Genomic DNA, 24,294 nt, shown 5'->3' on the forward strand with positions numbered 1-24,294 from the left:
AATCGTCATGTGTTCGCTCTGATGGCACGCTCGCTCGCATCCTTGGCGTGGATGAAGAGTCTTCGCTTGCCGTCTGCCGTTGTCGCCTAGTGGTTTAACCGTGAAAAGCAGTGTTGGGGGAGTACATCATTGACGTGCTCCCCCAACACTGTTGGTAACGCTTCAGTGCGTCACCGGGTGCTAGGCCAAGAGAGTGCGGTCAGAGAGTCCCTCTCCATCTTTGCCTCGCAGCTTATCGAACTCCGCAAGAAGGGAATCGACAGTTGCATTCTTCTTTTCTTCACCCGCCAACTCGAACATGATGCGACCTTCGTGCATCATGATCAGGCGGTTGCCCATGGAGAGTGCCTGCTCCATGTTGTGCGTGACCATCAGCGTCGTCAGATTCTTCGACGCGACAGCATCTCGGGTCAGCTCGGTAATCAGAGCAGCACGCTTCGGGTCAAGAGCGGCGGTGTGTTCATCAAGAAGCAGGACGCGCGGGTTAGAGAAGGTCGCCATCGTCAGCGACAGAGCCTGACGTTGGCCACCGGACAGCAGACCAACCTTGGCAGTCAGACGATTCTCGAGGCCCTGTTCGAGAGGTGCCAGAATGTCTCGGAATATGGCGCGCTTCTTCGCTGTCAGAGCAGGCCCCAGGGTTCGGCGGTTGCCTCGTGACCATGCGAGCGCAAGATTCTCTTCGATCGAAAGGTGGGGCGCGGTGCCAGCCATCGGATCCTGGAAGACACGCGAAACGTAGCGCGCAACCGCGTAATCCGGAAGCTTCGTGACGTCCGTATCATCGATCGTCACGCGTCCCACGTCAGCCTGGTAACGGCCAGAAATAACATTCAGCAGTGTCGACTTGCCGGCGCCGTTTGAGCCGATGATCGTGACGAAGTCACCCTCGTCAAGGTGGAGTGAAATATCGCGAAGCGCCACGCGCTCGTTGACGGTACCGCGGAAGAATGTCTTAGTGACGGCTTCGATATCAAGCATCAGAGCACCACCTTTTCGTTGTCGCGCTCTTCAGGCGTGTGCGTAATGTCAGGTTCGGGAACCAGTGTGTGGGCGCGACGGCGCTCGCGGATCTTCGAGAAGAAACCGACGCGAGGAATCATCAGGGCGAGGAACACGATGATTGCGCTGATCAGCTTCATGTCATTCGCTTCAAGGAACTCGATGCCGAGGGCAAGCTGGATGATGACACGGTAGACGATCGAGCCGATCACGACGAACAGCGAGGTCATCCACATGCCACGCGACCCGATCAGTGCGGTACCGATAATGACCGATGCCAGGCCGGCAACAATCAAACCGATGCCCATCGAAATGTCGGCGTAGCCCTGGTACTGAGCGACAAGAGCGCCAGAGGCGGCAACGAGGCCATTTGAAAGGGCAAGGCCGATAATCTTCATCGTTCCTGTGGGAACACCCTGGGCGCGAGCCATACCTTCGTTGTCACCGGTTGAGCGCATGCCAAGACCGATCTGGGTGGACAAGAACCAGTTGAAGGCGGTGGTGACGACGCCGATCAAGACGGCGAAGATAACGACGGATGCCCACGAGCCGTTCAGGCCCGCCTCGCGCAGGGGAGTGAGGACAGTTTCTACACCACGAAGAAGCGGAACATTTGCTTTGCCGAGAATACGCAGATTGATCGAGTACAGGCCGATCTGCGTCAAAATTCCGGCAAGCAGGGGGTGGATGCCTGCTTTGACGTGAAGGAAACCGGTAATTGAGCCCGCAATACAACCGGCAAAGAAGCCGGCGATCGAGGCAAGCCACGGGTTCTGGCCGGCGGTGATCATGATTGCTGCAACCGCTGCGCCCGTTGTAAAGGATGAGTCGACGGTGAGGTCAGCGATATCGAGTACTCGGAATGTCAGGTACACGCCGAGTGCCATGAGGCCGTAGATCAGGCCAAGGTCGAGAGCTGTAAGCACTGGTTTTCCTTTTCAGGGTTTGTTTTCACGCGCAGGTGCTCAGGAACATTGGTTGTTCACTGAGCACCTGCGCGTGGGTTGCGCGTCAGCGCGTTGAGTTATTCTCCGACCAGGACGGCGGTGTCCTTGAGAGCATCCGGAAGAGTCAAACCGATTGCTTCAAGTGTCGTCTTATTGACGGTCAGTTTGTATTCGGTCTGGGATTCGACAGGCATGGTGGCAGGCTCGGCGCCTTCGGTGAGGATCTTGATTGCCATCTGGCCGGTCTGGTAGCCGAGTGCGTTGTAGTCGATGCCGTATGTGGCAAGCGCACCCTTAGCAACGGAATCAGCTTCGCCTGCGATCAACGGAATTTTTGCATCTTCAGCTGCCTGGACGACAGAAGCGAATGCAGAGACGACGGTGTTATCGGTCGGGACGTAGATAGCGTCGACCGTGCCTGCCAGATCCTGGGCTGCCTGCTGAACTTCGGCGGAGTTCGTGATGGTCGTTTCCTTCACGGAAAGGCCTTCGGATTCGGCTATCGTCTTGGCAAGCTTCACCTGGACTTCGGAGTTCACTTCACCGGACGAGTAGATGATGCCGATGCTCTTCGCCCCGGGTGTGAACTGCTTGACCAGCTTGATCTGCTCTTCGACCGGGTTCATGTCGGTGGTGCCCGTTAGGTTCGAGCCAGGGGCGTCGAGCGAGTCTACGAGCTGAGCAGAAACCGGGTCGGTGACGGATGTGAACAGGACGGGAGTGTCAACGATGGATTGCGCAATCGCCTGAGCTGAAGGAGTTGCGATAGCCAGGATCAGGTCGTGATCTGCTTCTGCGAACTTCGCTGCGATCGAAGTTGCGGTTGCCTGATCACCCTGGGCGTTCTGTTCGTCGAACTTCACGTTCAAGCCAGCGTCGGTAAACGCCTGCTTAAAGCCTTCACGTGCCGCATCGAGCGAGGTGTGAGTGGTGATCTGGCTGATGCCGATTGAGTATTCCTCAGACGCGCCGGCTGCTCCCGATTCGGATTTGGTCGATGCTGAGCCGGAGCATCCAGCAAGGACAAGGGCGAGCGCTGCGCCAGTGACGGCACTGATCTGCGCGGTGCGTTTCATGGTGAACTCCACGTGTTGACGTTTACGGTTGGAGGGCCAGCCGGGCTGACCTTCTTCCATGACGCTAACGAGTGAAGTGGTTTCAGGGAGTGGGTGTTCAGTGGGTGAACATAGAGCGGTCGAAAATATCTCAGAATATGAAACCGGCTGCTCTGTTTTCAGCATGCTGATTCTTAGTCGAAACAAAAACGGCTAAAAATCAGGCAAAAACGGTGCTCAATGAAAGAACTCACTCAATTCCAAGAGCTTGGCGCGCGCGATAGCGCCCATCGCCACCATCGAAGGCGCCGACAAGCGCATCGGCGGCTGCGCGACACCGCTCAAGAGAAACCTGACCAAGCTGGGCGCCCACACCGGAAATCGCACTTGATGCCATCGACAGCGATGTCACACCCATGCCCACAAGCACGCACGCAAGAAGCGGATCGGCGGCTGCTTCACCACACACGCCAACGGGCTTGCCCAACCGCAGGCCAGCTTTGACGACCTTACGGATCAGCGCAAGCGGTGCGGGCTGCCACGGATCGGAGTACTCCGCCAGGTTTGCTGACAGACGGTCAGCGGCCATCGTGTACTGGGTCAAGTCATTCGTACCGATAGAAACAAAGTCCACGTACTCCATGATCTGGTCGATCAGGATCGCGGTCGCGGGAACCTCGACCATCACGCCAGCCTTCAAAGACACGCCAAAAACGTCGTTGCGTTCATTAATCAACCCGGCAAACCAGCGTGCTTCAGCGGCAGTAGCGATCATCGGTGCCATCACCCACACGTCGGTGTCGGCGGCAGTCATGGCTGCGACGGCAATCGCGTCCAGCTGATTAGCCAGAACATTCGGGTGAATGCCGTTAATCCGGATACCGCGAACACCCAGCGCAGGGTTCGGCTCATCACGTAGCGTCGCGTAGGCAACGGGCTTGTCAGATCCTGCATCCAGAGTGCGAACCACAACCTTCGAGCCGCTCCATGCCAGCAGTGCCTGAGAATAGGAGCGCGCTTGCTCTTCGACGCTGGGCTCAGTCGGGTGGTCAAGGAATGCCAGCTCGGTGCGCATCAAACCGACGCCCTCAGCGAAGCCGGACTCGTGAGCCGAAGTAGCGCTGGGCCCGTCCTGAACGTTCGCCAACAGTTGGACATGCACCCCATCCGAGGTCTGCGCGGGACCCGTCCATGAACGAATCAGTTCCAGTCGCGCTGCATCAGCCCGGACCTTTTCGAGTGCCACGGCCTCGTCGATTCCGGTTGTGATCGCACCCGTCCCACCGTCGACCAAGACGGGCACCTCCGAAGCGATCTGGTCCACCTGGCGTGCTGCCACGATGCACGGAATCGCCAGCTGACGCGAAATGATCGACGTGTGCGAGGTCGGACCACCTAACTGAGTCACGATCGCGACGCACACATTCGTGTCCAAGCTTGCGGTGTCAGCGGGCGACAGATCATCCGCCAACAGGACAAACGGGCAATCGCAGTCCGGAATACCCGGTTCAGGCACGCCCTGAAGGTGCGCGATCACGCGGTCACGAACGTCGCGCAAGTCGGTCGTGCGCTCCGCCATCACACCGCCGGCAGTCTCGAACATGACGACGAACCGCTCGGTCGCCTTCATCACCGCCTGAATCGCGGGGATGCCGTCGCGGATGCGCTTCGACACGTCCTTCGTCCACGCGCGGTCAGTGGCCAGCGACGAGGTCACGATCAGAACGTCAGCCGCTTGTCCGGTGGTTTTCGAAGCACGATTCATGAGCGAGTCAGCCACGGCATTTGCACAATCAAGGAAGCGACTTACTTCGGCTTCGCGGACATCCTCCGGCAAAGCAGGAGCCGACTCAGGCGGAAGTTCAGGCCTGCGCACCCAGAGTGCCGGGGCGTAGGCAACACCTTGAACAACAGGAGTTCCATAGATTGTGATCGGGTCAGCCATGCGAGCCTCCTTGCTCAACGGGTCACGTGCTGTGACCAGCATAAAAGCTGACTTGGACTCAAGCGATTGTCAACCCTGAGCCTGCACAAGTGACCTAGAAGAGCCCTGATTGATGTTTCGTTTGTCCGCCTATTGTGTTTCCTTTGCCCGTATGGCGGTCGCACTCGAGCTAGATAGGGCGCATCTCTAGGATGAAAGGACGCACGAAGGTGCGTAGTAAAAGAAGAAATGGGGAATCGTGGCACTCATCGTGCAGAAGTACGGTGGCTCATCCGTCGCAGATGTTGAAGCGATGAAACGAGTCGCCCGCCGAGTCGTCGAAACTCACCAGGCAGGACACCAAGTCGTTGTCGTCGTATCCGCAATGGGCGACACTACCGACGACCTGCTCGACACGGCCGCGCAAATCACCCAGCACGCTCCCGAACGCGAGATGGACATTCTGCTGTCCGCCGGCGAGCGCATCTCCATGTCCCTGCTGTCCATGGCAGTCAACGAACTCGGCGTTCAAGCCCAGGCGTTCACCGGCGCTCAGGCCGGCATTAAAACGACTTCACACTATGGGCGTGCCCAGATCGTCGGTCTGGTAACCGAACGCATTGCCCGCACCGTCAAAGACGGCCACGTTGCCATCGTCGCAGGGTTCCAAGGAATCTCCGAAGATGACGACGTCACCACGCTGGGCCGTGGCGGATCGGATACGACCGCAGTCGCGCTCGCGGCAGCCCTGCACGCTGATGTCTGCGAAATCTACACCGACGTCGACGGCCTGTTCTCTGCAGATCCTCGTATTGTCCCCAAGGCGCACCGTCTGCGTCGCGTCACCCAGGAAGAAACCCTCGAACTTGCTGCGCACGGAGCAAAGATTCTGCACCTGCGCGCCGTCGAATTCGCGCGCCGCTACAAGGTGCCGCTCCACGTCCGCTCATCGTTCTCAGAAAAGAACGGCACCTGGATCTTCGACGGTCCAGCAAACCCAGAACTTAAGGGACTCGTTCCCTCAGCCGCACTTGTCGATCCGCAGGAGGACCCCATGGAACAGCCAATCATCTCCGGTATCGCCCACGACCGCTCCCAGGACAAGATCACCGTCACCAACCTGCCGAACACCCCCGGTATGGCAGCGCGCGTCTTCTCCATTTGCGCCGAGGTCGGCGCAAACGTCGACATGATCGTTCAGAACGTTCCAGTCTCTGACTCGACCCGCGCGAACGTGACCTTCACGCTTCCCGAAGGCGATGCGCAGCGCACGCTCAACGCTCTTGAAGCTGCGCGCGACGAAATCGGCTTCGACCAGTTGCGTTACAACCCGAACATCGGCAAGCTCTCGCTGGTCGGCGCGGGCATGCGCACCAACCCGGGCGTGTCCGCCAAGCTGTTCGAGGCCCTGTCTGATGCCGGCATCAACATCGAGATGATTTCGACTTCCGAAATTCGTATCTCCGTTGTCACCCGCCTCGACGATCTTGACCGCGCAGTCCAGGCCGTCCACACGGCATTCGGCCTTGACGCTACCGAATCTGAGGCAGTCGTCTACGGCGGCACCGGGCGCTGAAAGGCGCACCGATCGTCGCTTCGCCCCCCTATGGGGAATATGAGAGAAACGCTAGGTGGCCTCGTCAGTTTAAAATCGCAGACTTCCGCGTGAAAACCACGCCGGATCCCTCGGTCGCCCCACCGTATGGGCGCCCACACCAAAGGAGAAAACAATGACCGGACTGAACGTCGCAGTCGTCGGAGCAACCGGACAGGTTGGCCGAGTCATGCGCACTCTGCTCGAAGAGCGCGACTTCCCCGTGAAGTCGATTCGCTTCTTCTCTTCTGCTCGCTCGGCGGGCACGACTCTGACTTTCAAGGGTGAAGAGATTACGGTCGAAGACGTCGCCACCGCGAACTACGACGGTATCGATATTGCTGTTTTCTCTGCGGGTGCCTCGGCCTCGCTTGAGTACGCGCCGAAGTTCGTTGCTGCCGGCGCGGTTGTTGTCGACAACTCTTCCGCATGGCGCAAGGACTCGGACGTGCCACTGGTCGTGTCTGAGGTCAACCCCGAAGACATCGAGAACCGTCCCAAGGGCATCATCGCGAACCCGAACTGCACGACCATGGCAGCTATGCCGGTCCTGCGCCCGTTGGTTGACAAGGCGGGTGGCCTGAAGCGCCTGTTCGTCTCGTCCTACCAGGCAGTCTCCGGTTCCGGCGTGAAGGGCGTCGAAGAACTCGTGCGCCAGAGTGAAGCCGGCGTCACTCAGAATCTTGCCGGTCTTGCACTGGATGGCCACGCGGTCACTCTGCCCGATCCGCAGGTCTACGTCGCCCCGATCGCATTCGACGTTGTGGCTCTGGCCGGTTCGATCGTTGACGATGGATCGGAAGAGACCGATGAAGAGCAGAAACTCCGCAACGAGTCCCGCCGAATCCTACACATCCCGGACCTCAAGGTGTCGGGCACCTGCGTCCGCGTCCCCGTTTTCACCGGCCACACGCTTTCGATCCACGCCGAATTCTCCGGCGCTATCACCCCCGACGAGGCGCGTTCCGTTCTGGCAACCGCTGATGGTGTACGCATCGTCAACGTTCCGACTCCGCTTGAAGCTGCGGGGCGCGACGAGGTTCTGGTCGGTCGTATCCGCCAGGATCAGGCTGTCGATGACAACTGCGGTCTGGTTCTGGTCGTCGCCGGCGACAACCTGCGTAAGGGCGCTGCCCTCAACGCGATCCAGGTCGCCGAACTGGTGGCAGCTGAACTGCTTGCCTGACCAGGTGCATCAAGCCAATCCTAGGGAAGGGGCGCTGGTGGGATGAAACCCCCAGCGCCCCATTTCTTTACGCGACTTCGTTGTCCGCATCTGAGCTTGGAAGCACCCACCCCGACGTCACATCAAACTCAACCAGTGCACCGACTTCAAAGGGAATTGATGTGTCGGGTGTGCGGACAACCAACGTCCCGATCTCGGTTTCTACGTCATAGGACATATGGGATCTGACGAACGAAGCGGAAATGATTTGCCCGTGACGCCCGATCACCGAATACGGGGCACTGGGAGTCAAATGAATATTCTCGGGCGGAATGCTGATCTGAACGTCTCCCGGCTTCGTGTCGTGGGGAGCAGGAATCGAATAGGTCACAGTCCCACACGTCACCGTTGCCAGAAGAAGCGACGAAGCGGGAGCCTCATCAACACTTTCGACCGTGCCCGACACGATGTTGGGGATGCCCATCAGGTGCGCAACTTCGATGGAATTCGGTTGCGCATACAGCATCCGCGCGGTGTCGATCTGCAGGCACCGCCCCGAATCCAACAGCATGATTCGATCGGCGACCAGACACGCTTCGGTCACATCGTGCGTCACGTAGAGAACTGCACTGCCCAAGCGTCGAACCTCGCGAATCAGGGAAGCTCGGATCGTTGACGCAACGGATGCGCCCACGTGCGCGAGGGGCTCATCCAACAGCAGGACGGAGGGTCGTCGCACAAGTGTCCGTGCCAGAGCGACGCGTTGAGCCTGACCGCCCGACAGCTGGTAGGGGTAGCGTGATGCTAGGCCGACGATACCCATGCGAACCATGATCGAATCGATCAAAGACTCGCGTTGAGCAGGGGGAACATTCGTACTATCCAGCGCGAAAGCAATGTTTTCGTGGACGTTCATATGATTGAACAACGAGGGCGTCTGAAAAAGTAGGCCGGTTGGGCGTTTTCCTGCGGGAAGAGTGGTGATGTCCGAGCCGTCAACGACGATGGAACCACTTCTGGCCGCTTCGATGCCCGCAAGGGTATGTAAGAGCGTTGTCTTGCCGCACCCCGATGGTCCAACGACAGCAAGGATCTCGGCCGGGGCAACGTCGAATGAAATGTCGCTCAGGATGCGTGAGCCACGGTGAACGTCCAGACCACAAACATGCAGTCCGGAGTTCATGTGAGTAGAGGTTGTCATAGGCCCTTCCTGACATATCCGGAGTGACGTGTCGTTGAGGTAATGAATGCGATGCCCAAACTAATCATGACGAGGGCAGATGATGCGGCGAGCGTGCCAAGAGCTAACACTGACCAGTGATCGCCGTGGATGCCAAGTGGAAGAAGCGCAACGGCTGGGAACGCGGAACCGACGGGGACAACGAACGCCGAGGGGGCGCTCATGCACATGAGCAACCCGCTGAGTGCTGCAAACACACCGATCAGTCGACCTGCCAAGGCGGGAATCACCACTGTGAGAGTGGTGCGCGTAGTGCTTGCTCCCAGTTCTTCCGCGGTCCTCATCGCTTGGCGAACAGAGAGCAGTGAGAACGACATCAGGAAATATGAGGCCGGCAGGGCAAGAAGAAGATTGGTGAGAACCACCGTCAGCATGCCACCCGCAATCGAGCCGCCACCCAACAAGCGTGGCAGGATCGTGTGGTCGCCGATTGATATCGGGTGTTGGAAAACTAAGTGAATCAGAATTCCGCCGGCAATGGGGGCGGACAACAAGGCAGTCAGGAACAGGGCGTTGATCGCGCGGGGGAATGCCCAGCGGTGCCTGGCAATCAAGAATCCTATTGCTGCGCTCAGCGGGACGATGCCCAGGATCAGCAGTGATTCTCTGACGGTCTGCCCCAAGAGTTCCGCAGATGCGGTGTGGATGAACCAATTGGACGCTCCGACGAGCATCACGATGATGATTCCTGCACTCATAATTACGAATATCAACGCGAAGGGGATGACGCTTGCGGATAGCGTCGGAAGGTATTCCTTCATCGGGGTTGGGTATGTTGTCTGCCGGGCTGTGTAACGAGTCAGCGTCAAGCTACGCAAAACGATGAACGTGGTCGCGGACGCGACTCCAACGTAGATGAGTGCGATGTGAGTGGGGACGGAAGAATCGAGTCCTGAGTTCAACGCATTGAGCGCCAACACCGGTAGGTACGGTTCAGCCGACGCGTTCGTGCTTGTTGCTGACACGTCGGAAGCTGCCATGAATGTGGTCAACGCGAATGCGGGGATCAGGGCTGCGCGGATGCGTGGAGCAAGAAGCTTTTTAAAAATGTTTCGCTCGGGGCTCCCGAAAGTGACTGCTGTTTGGACTTCGCCGTGGTTGAAGGACGACAGGATGAAACTCAGCATGAGGACAGCGAAGGGGCTTGCGTTGATGGCAAGGGCGACGACGATTGTTGCCTGCGAGTAGGGTGGGGCGCCCATCCAGATCAGTGCTTGAGCGATGACTGCCGGTGGGATCAGTGCAGGCAAGAGTGCTGGAAGAATCCAGATGAATGTTCGTCGGGAGCGCAGGTACAGGGGGAGTGCGATTGCGATTCCGAGGATTGTCGCGCCCAGTCCGGCTAACGTGCTGATTTTCAGCGTGCGAATGGCAGTGGGGACGAGGTCACTCCATGACAGTTCATCGGCTAGAGGTAAAGATTCAGTGTCTGACACGTGGTGGTTGGCGCGGGGCGCGCCAATGGGGGCGGGTGCGTCCTGGGTGGACGATGGAAGGTAGACGTCTTTCGTCCATCGCTTAATCAGGGTGGCGCGCTGAAGGGAGGCCGCGCTGGGATCATCGCCGAAGATTGATATTCCGAGTGTTTCAAGACGTCGTGAAATGTGTTCGGGGAGGCGCGTACTGACGGGGGATTGGTCTGCGACCTCGGCACCGAGCGCCTGTCCTTCGTCGCTGACAACCCACTGCAGGAACTTTTGTGCGTCCTCGGATTCGCGAGTGCGTCGGGGAAGAGATGCTGCTCCGATTTCGAAGCCGGTTCCGTCAAGTGGGTAGGTGACCATGACGTCGGCGCCATGGTGTGCTTCAAGGCGACAGTAGTTGTCGAAAGTGATGGATGCGGGTGAGCGTCCGATTGCGACAAGGTGTGCGGGGTCGGTTCCTGAGTTCACGTAGGTCAGGGTGTGAGCGTCGACTTGGCGCAGGAATTGGATTGCTTGCGAGGGACTGCCGAAGCGTTCTTTCTGCACGTTCAAGAATGTTGCTGCTGTTCCCGAGGTCAGGGGAGAAGGGACGATCAGGGGGAGGGAAGTTGATGACAGGTCCTGCCAGCTTCGAAGACCTTCTGGGGAATGTGTGACCGTTCGTGACTGGCAGAAGGACAAGATGCCACCGTAAATCCCGAACCACGATCGAGAGTGGAAAGCATCGGGTAGCCCACTGGTGTCAACGTCCGGGGCAAGGCGAAGTAGTCCGAGGTTTTCGGCTTGGACGTGCGCTTCGGCTGGACCACCAACCCAGACGTCGAATTCTGAGTGGGCACGGGTTGATATCAGACGAGCAAGGGCTTCTGACGTTGGTACTCGTACGACGTCGACGCTTGTTTCTTCGCGTTGCTCGTAGCGCCTAGCTAGAGCTTCGCACACCGTTGACGTGTTGGAGCACAGGATTCTTAGGCCCGGCTTTGAGTCTGCGAAAAGAAGAAAGAGTGGCGAGATGCTGATGATCCCCACGACCGCCACCGCGATCAGTGAACTGAGGCGGCTTTGGCGTAGGGATTTCATAGGAACCAGACTAGTGCGAGGATGCAGTATCGCCGGCGACCAAGATTGGGAAGTCGCCGGCGATACACATCGGGGAAGAAGGTCACTTATTGGCTACGTGACGCTTCATGAGGGCTCGTTCCTCCTTGCCGACGATCATCATCAGGATGACGGCGACGACGGCAACGACAATAAGGAAGCCGTAGGCGATGTTCCAGCCGAAGTTGTGGATCAGCAGACCAACGCCGGACGATGCCAGGGTTGCGCCGAGCAGGTATCCGAAGAGGCCGGTGAAGCCAGCTGCGGTGCCCGCAACATTCGTGGGTGAAAGGTCGATTGCTTGAAGACCGATCAGCATGACCGGGCCGTAGATCAGGCCACCGATGACGGCGATGAGCAGGTAGAAGACCCAGATGGGGGCGCTGTGAGGCATGAGCCAGTAGGCGAGAAGAGAAATGCCAACGCCTGCCAGGAAGAGGATGCCTGCGCCTGAACGCCAGCCCTTGAAGATCTTGTCGGAAACCCAGCCGCAGAGCAGGGTGCCGGCGATGCCGGCGCCTTCGTAGATTGCGAAGCCAAGGATGCCTTCCTTGACGTTGACGCCGTGAACCTGTTCGGTCAGGTAGATCGGGATCCAGTTGAGGACGCCGTAGCGGAGCGTATAGACGAAGACGTTGGTGACAGCCAGGAGGACGACGACGCGGTTGGTCAGGACGTGCTTGAACAGCATTTCCTTCCACGGCATATCCGAGGTTTCCTTCACCTTTGCCGGGTCGTTGCGGTATTCCTCGATCGGCGGCAGGCCGAGGGCTTCGGGGCGGTCGCGGACAAGGATCAGTGCAATGAGGGCGACGATGAGCGCTGCGATTGCCGGTGCCCAGAAGGCGGGACGCCAGTCAGCATCGGAGGTTGCGAAGGTGTCGAGTGCCCAAGCGGAGAGCAGGCCGACGCCCGCGCCACCAACGTTGTGTGCACAGTTCCAGATCGAGGTCATCCAGCCACGTTCGGTGGTGGAGAACCAGTGGACCAGGACGCGACCTGAGGGAGGCCAGCCCATGCCCTGGAACCAGCCGTTGATGAACATCATGATCGCGAAGAGGCCGACTGATGCGGAAAGAACGGGCACGAATGCGATCAGCAGGTTCATGATTGCCGAGAGTGCCAGGCCGATCGGCATGAAGTAGCGTGCGTTTGCGCGGTCGGACAGCATGGCCATAAAGAACTTCGACAGGCCGTATGCGAAGAGCACTGCATTGGCAACGATGCCGATGCCGGCAGCGTTCATGATGTCGTGTTCCTTTAGGATTGCCGACACTAGTGACACATTGTTACGGATCAGGTAGAAGCCGGCGTATCCGAGGAAGATTCCCATGAACACCTTGAAGCGCCATGAGCGGTACATCGAGTCGACGCGTTCGGGGCTGACGGGCGGTGCTGCCGGTGGCGCCGAAAGGAAACCCAAAGAGTTTGACTGGGAAGACAACAGTGTCTCCTTTAGTTGAAGAGTTAAGACTCAACGATTGTGTCTTCTGGTTGGTGACAATTCGGGCGGGTTTTGGTGGCGTTTGGAAACAGTGCTGTTACCAAAGTGGGCGGGCTACGTTCCAGAGTGTGCGGGCTAGGTGCGTGCGCGCAGTCTGGCGGACACAGTGGGGGCACGAGGCCCCTTATCAAGCGCGAGTGCTCAAAGTCAGCGTTATGAGGCCTCGATGACGAAACGGTAACCTCGTCCCCTGACCGACTGGATACACGAAGAGTCGATGCCCGCACGTTCTAGCTGACGGCGAAGGCGATACATCGTTGTTTTGATCATGTCGTGTGCGCCGACTTGGTCGGTTGTGGACCAGCCTTCGCTGAGGAGGTCTCGCCAGGGGATGTCCTGGTTTGGTCGCGAGGCTAGGATTGTCAGGACACGCTGTTCGGTAGGGCTGAGCGGAATGACGACTCCGTCCCAGGTTATGCGTTGCATATCAGCATCGATGGTGATGGGCCCGAGGTGCACGGATTCTTGTTGTCGTACAGGCTGGGTTCGCCTGACGATTGCTTGGGCGCGCAGTGCGAGCTCGCGGGGACTGAAGGGTTTGGTCACGTAGTCGTCGGCGCCTGCCTCGAGGCCAACGATACGGTCTTCTTCATCACCAAGGGCAGTAAGCAAAATGATCGGAACCGCCATGCCGGCGCCACGGATTCTTCGGGTCAGGTCAACGCCTGATCCGGTCGGCGTCATGACGTCAAGGACAACCAGATCAACACTGCGATCTTGAAGGTATTGCCAGGCTTTTGTGGTGTTGGGTTTCGTTTCGCACGTGAAGCCTTGGGTTTCCAGCGCGAAGGCGATGATTGAGAGCATCTGGGGTTCGTCGTCGACGATAAGCGCGTGCTGTCCCATCACTTCCCCTTCGGCAGTACAACGTGGATGACCGTGCCACACTCAGGCAACGAGTCCACCATAATTCTGCCACCGTGCGCCTCGATTATTCGTTGGGAGACCATCAGTCCGATTCCGGATCCCCGGCCATCGGTGGTTTCCGACGTGAAAGCGTCGAACATTTTTTCTTGGGTTTCAGGGGTAATTCCCGGGCCGGAGTCCTCGACGGTGATTTGCGCTCCGCCATCTTCGGTTGAGGCGACGCTGATCGTGATCGGCGAGGTGCCGTCTCCGTGGTGGAGTGAGTTGTTGATCAGGTTCCACATGACTTGCCGGAGCATGGAAGCGTTCGCGTGGATGTTGAGGACTCCCCCGACCGCGTTCACATGGATGGGGATGTCGGTGATGCGTCGCATTTCTCGTGCGGTTGAGGCAACGATGTCTCTCACGTCGACGAGCTCGGTTGACAGTGTTCCGCCACGTGAGAGTTTGAGGTCGGTGATGATTGACTCGGTCAGGTCGATGACCTGCTGAGTGTTCGTTGTCATGGTGCGAACGAAGTGGTGTTGCTGTTCGTTCAGGTCGCCAGCAAGACCTTCTTCGAGCAGTTCGCCGGCTCCGCGGATGAGTGCCAGCGGAGTACGGATTTCGTGGGCGATGATGGCGGGCCGGTATCTCAGCAGATCGTCGCCTGTTTCGTCATCGTGATTCTTCTTTTTCAGCAGGATGGCACCCCGCGTTTTTTCGCCGTTGTGCGCCCGTGAAATGACGTAAATCAGGGTGATTGCGGTTGCAATAAACAAAAGCCACCCGACGATTGTGAAGATCATCGTCGGGTGGCTCATGGTCCAAGTGTGTCGCTAATAGTGCGACTTGCCAAACCTGGAAGGTGGGTTTTCTGCCGGTTCACTTCTGGGATTCGGCAATGGATGCGCGAACCTGATCCATGTCGAGGTCGCGGATCTGCTGGATCAGATCGTCGAGTGCAGCACCCGGAAGGGCGCCGGACTGACGGAAGACGGCGATGCCGTCGCGGAACGCCATGATCGTCGGGATGGACGAGATCTGAGCTGCGCGAGCAAGGTTCTGCTCTGCGTCGGTATCGACCTTGCCGAAGACAATGTCGGTGTGCTTGTTGGAGGCTTCTTCGTAGACCGGACCGAACTGGCGGCACGGGCCGCACCAAGTTGCCCAGAAGTCAACCAAGACGATGGCGTTTTCGGCGACGGTGGTTTCAAAGTTGTCGTTGTGAAGCGTGACGGTGGCCAATGCGGTCTCCTTATGTGCGGGGTTCGAGTGAACCCTAGGTGCGATTGTATGAGCGTGATCTATTGCTGGGAATCGCTTTGATTATTTCGTTGCGGTTTCCCGTTTCGTAGAGTTCAACGGCCTGAGTAGTGAATCTATTCCCTGCGATTGTTTGAGAGGTGTGGTGTGCGTCGCACGTCTGTGACGGTAAGGCTGTTTCAGGGGGCCTCGTATCTGCGCGTCAGTGCGCGACCGGGCACCGCATAAAAGAGGCCTGGGTATTGTGCTCTTCGGCTTCGGCGCACTTTTTCGGCGAGGGGAGTGCGTGGATTTTCTCCGACGAGGCTCCAACTGCGCGCAAGACGAACGCTTCCGATGCTACGCAGAGTGCGCGTCGCTTGTCGGGATCCGAGGGCAGGCGTTGCCCGGACAAGCAGGCGTGGATCAGCGCGACCAGAATGTGCGGGTCCTGCATGGGGATCGCTTCACACTTCATTGCATCGATGAGGATGTTGAGAAGGAGGTTGCCGATCACGCCTGCATGCTCGTGAAGATGTTCGGACTTTTCCGTCGACATCTGATCGCGCAGGTGAACGCGACTTGCTAGGTGGTAGCGACTGGTCATCTCCAAGTGTGCGTGCACGTAGATGCGGAGGCGCTCAATCGGGTCGGGTTCTGTGTCGATTGATTCGTGAAGAAGTGCCGAGAATTCTGCGGTTGCCTCGTTCATGTAGGCAAGGAGCAGAACTTCTTTATCTTCGAAGTGGTTGTACACAGCGGTGCGTCCGACGTTGGCGCGTGACGCGATCTGCGACATGGTGATCGTGTCGAAAGACTGTTCGGCGAGGAGCCCTCCGAGCGCGTCGAAAAGCTTGTGGCGAGTCAGAGCGCGGTGGTTTTCTAGGGAGTCTCCGATGATCTTAGGCATAGGACTATTCTGACAGATGTACCCCATATGTCGCCAAATTATCTAGGTATTTGGTCATATATTCAGGCTCTTAGCGGTCCGCTGGCTCGAAACCGGATGTGCGTGCAACGGCCATCGCAATCTCAAGATCGCAGCCAATCCAGTCAAGCGTGTCGACCTTGTCTAAAGGAGTCCAGCGGAACTCACTATGGGAACCATTCAAAGTGGGGGCGGGCGCGTCCGGCGCTAGTTCAGCTAACCAGACTCCCATCGTGCGCCCCTGCAGGATCGGCCACCACGTGCCCTCTTCTGTCATTACCTGAGCGCCCACGCGGATGGCGGTGTTCATTTCTTCGCGTATTTCGCGGTGAAGTGCCTGAAGCGGGGCCTCGTCGCGATCGATCTTTCCGCCGGGAAGCTCAAATTTTCCTGCCAGCTCGGGCGGGTATGAGCGTGCGGCGCAGAGCAACTGCGTTGGGTTGTCGAGCGAGTCGACGATGGCGGCGGCAACAACTAAGCGGGGCATGACTGCAGTGTAGGCAGTGTGTGGGACGAAGGTAATATAGTGGTCATACGAACTTGAAAAGATCTCCCTTCAACGAGCCGTTGAAACTGCCGATTTTAAGCTTGGCCACACGCGTCCTGATGGATCTCGTTGGTCTGATCTGAATTCCAACGGAGTCGAAACCCACGCGGAGGTACTTGCGTGGGGTGGGCGCACCGTCTCTGCCGCTGTTGATCTGCGTGCGCCAGGCTGATCCTGTCGGCCTAGTCAAGCGTTGATCAAGAGGAGGGGCGCGATTCCTTGTGGGACAGCGTCCCTCCTCTCTTTGTCTGTCGCCTTGGCTGACCAGTATGTTTGACCTCTGGTATGATCAAACCTGTTGCCAATGGCGATGAATTGCGGGCGTAGTTCATCGGTAGAATGGAAGCTTCCCAAGCTTCAGAGGCGGGTTCGATTCCCGTCGCCCGCTCCAATAGAACGTCACTCTGGATACAAAGAGTCCCGGTCCCGCCGGGAAGTGTTCGGAGTGGCGTTTTCGCTGTTCTGGGGCGGTTTTCGGGGCGTTGAGGTCGGGTCGTGGAGCTGTGGAGCAGCTCCCAGTTGGGGCGAATCAGGGCCTCGGAGGGGTACCTCAGGGGCCTGCTCGGTCCGTCGAGGCTGGAAGCGTCAAAAAGTACGGCCCCGCGTCAAAAAGTATGGGGCTTGCGTCAAAAAGTATCGAGCAAGCGTCCAAAGGTTCACCTTCGGCGATTAGTAGTACTCACGGATGTATTCGTGAGCCTTGTCGAAAACGTCGGTGGACTTGATCTTGAACTTGACGACCAATATCAGTCGCAGTTGGCGGCGAACCTCTCGGTCCCCCTCGCTCGTAGACTGCCAACCGTCGAAGCGTACCTGCCTAACGACATTGTCGATCTCCTCGACGACCTTCTCCACGATGATAGGCGTGGACTCGCTTCGCACGGTCTCGAACAGCTCCGTAAGTGCTGCCTTGCCGCGTTCCTCGCGTGGCACCTCGCCGGCTTCTTTCTCGGCCTGCAAGGTGTCGCGGCCTAGTTCGAGGAGTTCGCGCAGGAAGTCCAGGCTGTGCTGCTGCGCGTCGGCATAGCGTTTGCGCAGATCCTGTAGTCGCTTACCCAGGGCAATGAAGAGGGGATCGCCCGCGTGTTTGGCAATGCGCTTGGAGACGATCTTGGCGAGTTCATCTGGGTCCACGGTGCCGCGCCCACCGAGCATCAGGTCCTCGACCAAGTCTGCATCCAGGACGATAGTTTCCAGATCTCGGCGCGGCAGGTCTACCTGTACGTGCTCGTGGATGAGGGCAAGGGTCTTTCCGCCGAGGCGCATGCCAAAGGAGCCTGTTTGAGGTCTCTGCTGGGCGGGTGGACTGGTAGACAGCAGTCAGCCAGGTGTAGTCGCGCTTGTATTCGGCCAGGAATGGTGCAGGGCTTAGTGCCTCCCACAGTTGGTGCACTATCGAGTAGGCCTTAGCGAAAGCATCGCGGCGGTCTTCGCCGAGCATTTCCTGTGCGGCTTGAAGTGCTTCCCATCCGTCTTGCGTGCGGTCCACGCCAGGGAAGAATGCGAGAGCAGCCTGCATTGCCGGCGGGAATTGGTCCACCAGGTCATCGAGATTCTTGATGACGTCTCGAACGGACTGGTCATCGAAGGACAGCGCGTTGGCGAGGTCATCGAACACTCCCAGGTAGTCCACCACCAGCCCGTAGGCCTTGTTTGGCGGGTAGACACGGTTGGTGCGGGTGATGGCTTGCAGCAGTGTGTGGTCGTGCAGGGGCTTGTCGAGGTACTGTGCCTGCAAGATGGGGGCATCGAAGCCGGTCAGCAGTTTGGCGGTGACGATGACGATCTTGAGCGGATCATTCGGGTTGTTGAATCGCTCGAGTAGGCGGTCCATTTGGCTGCGATCTGGTGTCCATTGATGCCACTCGGGCGGGTCGGTTTGTGCCGAGCTCATGACCACGGTGCTGGCCTCAGTGGGAAGGTATTTGTCCAGTTCGTGCTTGTAGGCCACGCACATTTCTTTGTCGTAGACCACCACCTGCGCTTTGAAGCCTTGCGGGGCGACATGCGACTGGAAGTGCTCTGCGATGTCGGCGGCCACCTTGGCCACGCGGTCAGGGGCCTTGATGAGCACCTCAATGCTGGATGCCTGTTTGGAGAGTTTCGTGCGATCCGCTTCGGTGAGCTCGTTTTCCCGTGTCAGCTCCTCAAACGCGATATCGATAGCGTGCTCATCGAGGTGCATTTCAGACAGGCGAGGCTCAAAGTTCAGCGGCAGCGTGGCTCCGTCGCGCTGGGAGTCTTGGAAACTGTATCGGGAGAGGTACCCGGATTCGTCGCTGGGGTCTCCAAACCACTTGAAGGTGTTGTGGTCGCGCTTGTTGATGGGCGTGCCGGTGAGGCCGAAGAGGAACGCGTTCGGCAGTGCGGTGCGCATGGCGCGGCCTAGGTCGCCCTCCTGGGTACGGTGGGCTTCGTCGACCATCACAATGATGTTGTCGCGCTCATCGAGCGCCTCGGTGATGTCACCAAACTTGTGGATCATGGTGATGATGACCTTGCGACTACCAGCATTCAGCAGGTCTTTCAGTTCTGCTTTGCTGCCCACCTGCACCATATTGGCCACGTCAGCGGCCAGGAACGTTGAAGTGATTTGCGCATCCAGGTCGGTGCGGTCGACCACCACCATGACTGTGGGCGACTTCAACTGTGGCTGGGCGCGCAGTTTGCGCGCGGTGAACACCATCAGCAGTGATTTACCAGAGCCTTGGAAATGCCAGATCAGCCCCTGCTTTTTCTTGCCTTCCAGCACACGGGCAACGATTTTGTTGGCGGCTTGGATCTGTTGAAAGCGGGCGATGAGCTTGATGCGCCGATGTTGACGGTCGGTGCCGAAGGTGGAGAAGAACCGCAGGAAGTCCAAAATCACCTCGGGCTGCAGGAGGCCGTCGATGGCATTGCCGACCTTGGTTAGGCCAGGTACTGCGTCGGAGGGTTCGTCTTCATCGCGCCACGGCCCCCATTTTTCTATCGGCATCCCTACTGAGCCGTAGCGGAGCTCTTTTCCGTCTGTGGCTACGCTAAACACATTGGGCACGAAGAACTGGGAGGCTTCCACCTCGTACTCGTCGTGAATCTGTTGGGCACCATCAAGCCAGGTCTTCGACGGCCCCACTGCAGTCTTGGTTTCTACCACCACGAGTGGTAGCCCGTTACACCAGATCACCACGTCAAAGCGATTGGTTTCTTTGCCTTGCCGGAAGGTAACTTCGCGCGAGACCATCCATTGGTTTGAGGAGTCGTCCTCCGGGTGGTCGAAATCAATGAGCCTCACGGGCACGTGCTCGCCACTTTCGCCAAAGGGCATGGATTTATCGCCGGTGAGCCAGGCAGTGAACTGCTCGTTAGCTACCACCGGATGCGGGGTGTGGGTCGCGTCGAGCAGGATGCGCCGCAGGGCGGTGATAACCTCATCAGCGCGTGACTCCTGGGCTGCGATCTCAGGGTTCAAGCGAATCAGCGCCGCACGCAGAGGACCTTCAAGCAGCACCTCGTGTGTGTCACGCGGCAGGTCGTGACCCTCAATACCCTGCACGTCGAGGCTGGCCACCCGGTCAAACACAAAATCTCGCACAGTCGGATTCTCAGCGAACATCAGAGCCTCCAAATATCGAAAATTGAATCTCCATTGCAAAGCTAGCGAGATTCTGAGACTCAAACTCGATAGCAGACTGCGTTGCCTGGATAAAGTTCAAAACTTCTTGAATGTGAAACTGCTCTTCTATCGCCACGAGCGGAACCCGACATTCGGCTAGAGTTTTACCCGACAAAGAAGGCTGTGCAGTTTGTGAAGCATAAGCATTTAGACCTAGTAGCTTCAACAACAGTGCAATGTAGTCCAATGAGACAAAAAGCTCTGGATTTTTTATTTTGACTATCAGCGCATTGTCTGTAATCCAGGCTGGAGCCTCCACCTTATGTACGTTACCGCAGTAAGCGCCAACACGACCAATAATGATGGCATCGGCTTCAGTGTTTGAACTGCCGTGGTAACCAGCAATACCATTTCCGCCATAAACGGGAATCTGACCCTCGATAAAGTTCTTGGCGGGAAGAAAACTACCACTCGACACTTGAAATAACTCGGAAAATTTTGCAGTCTCAGCATTCCGAAATCGCTCAGCTAGCCATTTTCCAAACCCATTCCGAGTGTCCGTGGCTTCAAGAATCAGTGCTTGAGACTTGAGTGTCGCCAGGTGACTCTTAACAGCCCATAGGAGGTCGGCGATGCGGTGTTGTTCTTCGATAGGTGGGAGCAGGAACTCGTAGGCCGCGAGGGCTTTCCAACTGGTGCGAGGAGACATCGAGCCCGCCGAGGTTTGCAGCGCGGTATCGAAGAACTCGTCTGAGCTCACAAGGAAAGGTAGAAAACGCGCATCGAGTCGATCGTCCTTCGGCTCGAAGACCAGGATGTCGCCAGAGCACACTGCATCGAAGGAGGCAACAGCGACCTTACGCAGGTATGCGCGTCGCTTCCCGAACAGCACCTGACCAGGGCGTACCCGTCGGGTGAAGCTCACGCCTTCGTCCAAGGTGCCATAGCCTTGCACCTCAAAGTTTCCTGATTCGATATGTTCCAGCCCGATAGTACGGTCGATTCCAATCGACGCGGGGTCTTTCACGCTTTCGTTGACGTTGCGCACCACATCACCGAGCTTGACTCCGGTCCAGGTGCCTTTATCGATGTGCAGGCTCACTTGTTCACCTCCTCGGTGAGAGAATCGAGTAGTTCGGCGAAGGCGGCATCGGTCTGGGCGGCTGCGCGCCGCCACGCGGTGAGCGCCTCGGCAAAGCCAGGACCTGCATCCCCGTTGCCTGCATCGCTGGCTGCGGCTGGGCTGACGTAGCGTGGGATGGCCAGGGTGTAGTCGAGAGCGGCAATGTCATCCACGGTGGCCACGCGGGTAAACCCCGGCTGATCCTGAAATGCCTGGTAGGCGCGCAGGATCTTTTGCTGGTGCTCGCCGAGCAGGAAACTCTGGGCGCTGATGCGGGCGTATTCATCTACCGCATTGATGAACAGGATCTTGTTCTTGCGTTCGGCGGGTTTGTTAGCGCGCAGAATGATCACCACGGCTTCCATGGGGCTGTTGTAGAACAGCCCCGGCCCCAGGCCGATGACCGCCTCGATCAGGTCAGACTCAACAGCAGCCTGGCGCATCGTGGATTCTTCCTGACGGAAGAGCACCCCGTGGGGGAAGAGGATCGCCGCCCGGCCAGTGCGGGGCTCGAGGGATGCGGCGATGTGTTGGAAGAAGGCGTAGTCGGCGCGCCCTTGCGGTGGGGTGCCCCACATGTTGCGCCCATAAGGGTCGTTGCTGAAGAGATCGCGGTCCCAGTTCTTGATCGAGTACGGTGGGTTTGCCAGCACGATATCGAAGGTTTGCAGGTGGCCGTCAGCATTGGTGAACGCCGGATTTTTCAGCGTGTCCCCGTGGGCGATGTGGGCATCTTCGATGCCATGGAGGAACATATTCATCTTGCCGATAGCGCTGGTCCCGTAGTTGAGCTCCTGCCCGTACAGGCTCAGGTTGCGCCATTCCTTGCCCTGGCGTTTCAGCTCTGCCACGGTGGAAATCAACATGCCAGCCGTGCCGCAGGTGGGGTCGTAGCAGGATTCTCCCGGCTGTGGCGCAAGCATCTGCGCCATGAGGTGTACGAGGGTGCGGTTGGTGTAGAACTCCTGGGCGGTATGCCCCGAATCATCGGCGAACTTCTTAATCAGGAACTCGTAGCCCTGGCCGAGCTCGTCCTCGGGGAGGTTTTCCAGGCTCAGGGTGCGTTTGGAGAAGTGCTCGATGAGGTCCGCCAAGGTGGCATCCGGCAGCAGTTCTTTGTTGGACCAGTCGCCGTCTCCGAACACGCCAGCGAGGGTGGTGGGGTTGGCTGCTTCGATGGCGCGCATGATAGTGCGCGCGGTCTCGCCAATGTTGGTGGTGGTTTCGCGCAAGTTCTGCCAGTGGGCACCCTCGGGGATGGCGAAGCGGTGGTTCTCTGGCAGGTCGGCTAGGTCCTCATCGCCATACAGGGCGAGCGCCTGGGCGCGTTCTTCGTCGTAGACGTCGCTGATGCGCTTCAAAAACACCAACGGGAAGATGTACTGCTTGTAGTCACCGGCATCGATCAGGCCGCGCAGAAGTTCAGCCGCGCCCCACAGGTAGGACTCAAGCTGTTCTTGGGTGATTCGCTTACTCATCTCGCCTCCTCCGCGACCTCATCCACTGCCGCTGCAGCATCAAACACCAGGCCCCACTTCGCGAGTTCTTCCTCAAGGCGTGCACGTGAGGCTTGCACTTGCTGCCACGTTTCCGTCAGCTGTTCGATGGCGTCTTCCAGGCTGGTGCCGGTTTCACTCTGTGGTTTGGCGACGTAGCGGGCGACGGTGAGGTTGTATTCCTGGGCGCGCACCTCGTCCAGGCTGGCCACGTGCGCAAAATGCTCCTGCACGCTGAACTCCTGGTAAGCCTGTACGATGCGGACGGCGTGCTCACGCTCCAAGGTGTTCTGGTTACGCCCCTTAGTGAACAGCTCCGAGCCGTCCACAAAAAGGATCTTGCCTGCTCGCTCAGGCTGTTTGCTGGTACGCAGCACCACAATCGCGGGAGCCAGCCCCGTGCCGTAGAACAGGTTGGGGGCCAGCTCGATCACTGCCGCGATGAGGTCACGCTCGATGAACTCGCGGCGAATCGTTGCCTCGTTATCCCCAGACTTACTATTCACATCACCACGGAACAGTGCGCCCTGTGGCACGACCACGGCTACCTTGCCCGAGCCGGGTTTGGCGGATGCCACCATGTGTTCGATCCATGCCCAGTCCGCATAGCCCGCAGGTGGGGTACCTCCGAGCAGGTTTCGGCCCCACGGGTCCGTCTCCCACGCATCGCGCCCCCAGTTTTTCAGCGAAAACGGTGGATTCGCGATCACGTTGTCGAACTGTTGCAGGCGCTCACCGGCGTGGAAAGCGGGAGCTCGCAGGGTGTCCTCACGCACGATGTTGAATTCCGGAACCCCGTGCAGTAGCAGGTTCATGCGAGCAATCGAAGCCGTCGTGAGTGTCTTTTCCTGCCCATACAGTTTGCCCCAGAGCAGGCGCGGATCATGCCCCTGTTCCTTGGCATGGGCGATGACCTCGATGAGCATGCCAGCCGTGCCGCAGGCAGGATCATAAGTGGTCTGGCCCGGCTGAGGATCCAGGATTTCCACCATCATGCGCACCACTGAGCGCGGGGTGTAATACTCGCCCGCTTTCTTGCGGGAGAGGTCCGCAAACCGCTTGATCAGGTACTCGTAGGCCTGCCCGAACACGTCCGGTGCCACATTCGCATTTGACAGAGTCTTGGTGGAGAAGTGCTCGAGCAGATCCAGCAGGCGCTCATCGGGCAGTTTGGCTTTGTTAGTCCAGGCAGCGCTGCCGAAAATCCCACCGAGTTGGTGAGGATTATTCGCTTCGATCAAGCGGAACGCGGTCACGAGAGCTTGCCCCACGTCCTTCGTTGTCGAGCGAACGTTCTCCCACGAAGCCTGCTCAGGGATGACAAAGGAGTAGTTCTCTGGCAGTGCAGCGAAATCTTCGTCGCCGCCTGACTGCGAGAGCGCCAGTTCGTATTCTTCCTGGTGCACGTCATTGAGACGCTTGAAGAACATCAGCGGAAAGATGTAGGCCTTAAAGTCGGCCTGGTCGATCCCGCCGCGCAGCAAATCGGCAGCAGCAGCGAGGTACTGCTCCAATTCACTGAGGGTTAGTTGCTTGTTGGTCACTAAATGTTCCTTGGATT

19 protein-coding genes and 1 tRNA gene are annotated in these 24,294 nt (G+C 58.3%); 3 read left to right on the top strand and 17 right to left on the bottom strand.

Annotated elements, in window-relative coordinates:
- Window positions 1-180: 180 nt before the first annotated feature.
- From QP442_RS02845 to ptsP, 4 genes are all read right to left on the bottom strand, one after another.
- Window positions 181-981, bottom strand: coding sequence for an ABC transporter ATP-binding protein (locus QP442_RS02845; protein WP_103632967.1), 801 nt, complete (start codon window positions 979-981; stop codon window positions 181-183).
- A complete protein-coding gene (locus tag QP442_RS02850) occupies window positions 981-1,928 on the bottom strand; it encodes an ABC transporter permease (RefSeq protein ID WP_006680395.1) in 948 nt (315 codons plus the stop codon). Before QP442_RS02850 ends, QP442_RS02845 begins: the two co-directional genes overlap by 1 nt.
- Before the next feature lie 98 nt (window positions 1,929-2,026).
- Window positions 2,027-3,025, bottom strand: coding sequence for an ABC transporter substrate-binding protein (locus QP442_RS02855; RefSeq protein WP_103633020.1), 999 nt, complete (start codon window positions 3,023-3,025; stop codon window positions 2,027-2,029).
- Window positions 3,026-3,254: 229 nt separating this feature from the next.
- Complete coding sequence (gene ptsP / locus QP442_RS02860) at window positions 3,255-4,949, bottom strand: phosphoenolpyruvate--protein phosphotransferase (protein ID WP_103632968.1); 1,695 nt, start codon at window positions 4,947-4,949, stop codon at window positions 3,255-3,257.
- A gap of 238 nt (window positions 4,950-5,187) precedes the next feature.
- Between ptsP and QP442_RS02865 the strand changes: the two genes are divergently transcribed.
- On the top strand, window positions 5,188-6,504 hold the full coding sequence (locus QP442_RS02865; RefSeq protein ID WP_006680392.1) for an aspartate kinase: 1,317 nt from the start codon (window positions 5,188-5,190) through the stop codon (window positions 6,502-6,504).
- A gap of 154 nt (window positions 6,505-6,658) precedes the next feature.
- Complete coding sequence (locus QP442_RS02870; RefSeq protein ID WP_103632969.1) at window positions 6,659-7,708, top strand: aspartate-semialdehyde dehydrogenase; 1,050 nt, start codon at window positions 6,659-6,661, stop codon at window positions 7,706-7,708.
- Window positions 7,709-7,775: 67 nt separating this feature from the next.
- On the opposite strand, the gene QP442_RS02875 is transcribed toward QP442_RS02870, so the two are convergent.
- From QP442_RS02875 to QP442_RS02910, 8 genes are all read right to left on the bottom strand, one after another.
- Window positions 7,776-8,888: an ABC transporter ATP-binding protein gene (locus tag QP442_RS02875; RefSeq protein ID WP_103632970.1), complete on the bottom strand. Its 1,113-nt coding sequence runs from the start codon at window positions 8,886-8,888 to the stop codon at window positions 7,776-7,778.
- Window positions 8,885-11,380, bottom strand: a complete 2,496-nt coding sequence (locus QP442_RS02880) for a substrate-binding domain-containing protein (RefSeq protein WP_285069575.1) — start codon at window positions 11,378-11,380, stop codon at window positions 8,885-8,887. The genes QP442_RS02875 and QP442_RS02880 overlap by 4 nt, the downstream gene beginning before the upstream one ends.
- Before the next feature lie 133 nt (window positions 11,381-11,513).
- A complete protein-coding gene (locus QP442_RS02885; protein WP_006680388.1) occupies window positions 11,514-12,893 on the bottom strand; it encodes an MFS transporter in 1,380 nt (459 codons plus the stop codon).
- A 213-nt stretch (window positions 12,894-13,106) separates the two neighbouring features.
- Window positions 13,107-13,799 carry a response regulator transcription factor gene (locus tag QP442_RS02890; protein WP_006680387.1) on the bottom strand — a complete coding sequence of 231 codons (693 nt, stop codon included), beginning with the start codon at window positions 13,797-13,799 and terminating at the stop codon, window positions 13,107-13,109.
- On the bottom strand, window positions 13,799-14,623 hold the full coding sequence (locus QP442_RS02895; protein WP_219810995.1) for a sensor histidine kinase: 825 nt from the start codon (window positions 14,621-14,623) through the stop codon (window positions 13,799-13,801). The genes QP442_RS02890 and QP442_RS02895 overlap by 1 nt, the downstream gene beginning before the upstream one ends.
- A 61-nt stretch (window positions 14,624-14,684) precedes the next feature.
- On the bottom strand, window positions 14,685-15,047 hold the full coding sequence (gene trxA, locus QP442_RS02900; RefSeq protein WP_103632972.1) for a thioredoxin: 363 nt from the start codon (window positions 15,045-15,047) through the stop codon (window positions 14,685-14,687).
- A 220-nt stretch (window positions 15,048-15,267) separates the two neighbouring features.
- Window positions 15,268-15,954, bottom strand: a complete 687-nt coding sequence (locus tag QP442_RS02905) for a TetR/AcrR family transcriptional regulator (RefSeq protein ID WP_103632973.1) — start codon at window positions 15,952-15,954, stop codon at window positions 15,268-15,270.
- Window positions 15,955-16,024: 70 nt separating this feature from the next.
- Window positions 16,025-16,459 carry a (deoxy)nucleoside triphosphate pyrophosphohydrolase gene (locus tag QP442_RS02910; protein WP_103632974.1) on the bottom strand — a complete coding sequence of 145 codons (435 nt, stop codon included), beginning with the start codon at window positions 16,457-16,459 and terminating at the stop codon, window positions 16,025-16,027.
- 377 nt (window positions 16,460-16,836) lie between these two features.
- Here QP442_RS02910 and QP442_RS02915 point away from each other — a divergent pair.
- Window positions 16,837-16,910, top strand: a tRNA-Gly gene (locus QP442_RS02915).
- A gap of 278 nt (window positions 16,911-17,188) precedes the next feature.
- Here QP442_RS02915 and QP442_RS02920 read toward each other — a convergent pair.
- From QP442_RS02920 to QP442_RS02940, 5 genes are read right to left on the bottom strand one after another with little or no spacing between them, the layout of a single operon-like run.
- Window positions 17,189-17,689: a hypothetical protein gene (locus QP442_RS02920; protein ID WP_285069576.1), complete on the bottom strand. Its 501-nt coding sequence runs from the start codon at window positions 17,687-17,689 to the stop codon at window positions 17,189-17,191.
- Entirely contained in the window at window positions 17,640-20,114 is a 2,475-nt protein-coding gene (locus QP442_RS02925) for a type I restriction endonuclease subunit R (protein WP_285069577.1), read from the bottom strand. Before QP442_RS02925 ends, QP442_RS02920 begins: the two co-directional genes overlap by 50 nt.
- Window positions 20,104-21,216 (bottom strand): restriction endonuclease subunit S, encoded by a 1,113-nt coding sequence (locus QP442_RS02930; protein ID WP_006680381.1) that lies wholly within the window; start codon window positions 21,214-21,216, stop codon window positions 20,104-20,106. Before QP442_RS02930 ends, QP442_RS02925 begins: the two co-directional genes overlap by 11 nt.
- Window positions 21,213-22,715 carry a type I restriction-modification system subunit M gene (locus QP442_RS02935; protein WP_006680380.1) on the bottom strand — a complete coding sequence of 501 codons (1,503 nt, stop codon included), beginning with the start codon at window positions 22,713-22,715 and terminating at the stop codon, window positions 21,213-21,215. Before QP442_RS02935 ends, QP442_RS02930 begins: the two co-directional genes overlap by 4 nt.
- Window positions 22,712-24,277 carry a type I restriction-modification system subunit M gene (locus QP442_RS02940; RefSeq protein ID WP_006680379.1) on the bottom strand — a complete coding sequence of 522 codons (1,566 nt, stop codon included), beginning with the start codon at window positions 24,275-24,277 and terminating at the stop codon, window positions 22,712-22,714. Before QP442_RS02940 ends, QP442_RS02935 begins: the two co-directional genes overlap by 4 nt.
- Window positions 24,278-24,294 lie beyond the last annotated feature (17 nt).

The sequence above is a fragment of the Pauljensenia sp. UMB1177 genome, assembly GCF_030217965.1.
GTDB classification, from domain to species: Bacteria; Actinomycetota; Actinomycetes; order Actinomycetales; family Actinomycetaceae; genus Pauljensenia; species Pauljensenia turicensis_A.